General features: G+C 74.2%; 1 protein-coding gene. It reads left to right on the top strand.

Annotated elements, in window-relative coordinates; all coding sequences use genetic code 11:
• The coding region (locus D3D02_RS19905) for a DUF2797 domain-containing protein (RefSeq protein ID WP_121571399.1) at positions 1 to 445 on the top strand (445 nt) is incomplete at both ends.

Below are 445 nucleotides of genomic sequence, written 5' to 3'. Positions count from 1 at the left end.
CCGCACTCGCGTTCGGGCTCGGCGAGCGCCGCTGCGCGGGGACGGTCCACGAGGGCGAACACGTCGCCTGCGACGCGGCGGACGCCCCGTACTGCGACGAGCACTCGGGGGTCTGGGTGTGCGCGCGGTGTACCGGCACGTGCCTGAAAGACGAGATGGACTGCCACGAGTCGCACGCGATGTACTTCGCCGCGTTCGCACCCGACGTGCTCAAGGTCGGCGTCACCCGCGAGTGGCGCCTCGGGACCCGCCTCCGCGAGCAGGGCGCCGACCGCGCGGCCCATATCCGCACCTTCCCGAACGGCCGGATCGCCCGCGAGGTGGAGGCGGAGCTGGCCGCGGGCGACGACCTCGTCGACCGCGTCCGCGTCCCGACGAAGCTCGACGGGTTCGGGCGCGCGGTCGACGAGGCCGCCTGGGAGGCGCTCCTCGACTGGTTCGACCC

This window comes from Halobellus sp. Atlit-38R (assembly GCF_003665925.1).
GTDB classification, from domain to species: Archaea; Halobacteriota; Halobacteria; order Halobacteriales; family Haloferacaceae; genus Haloquadratum; species Haloquadratum inordinatus.
Note: the sequence above shows the minus strand (reverse complement) of the source record. Positions and strands in the feature narration are given on the sequence as shown.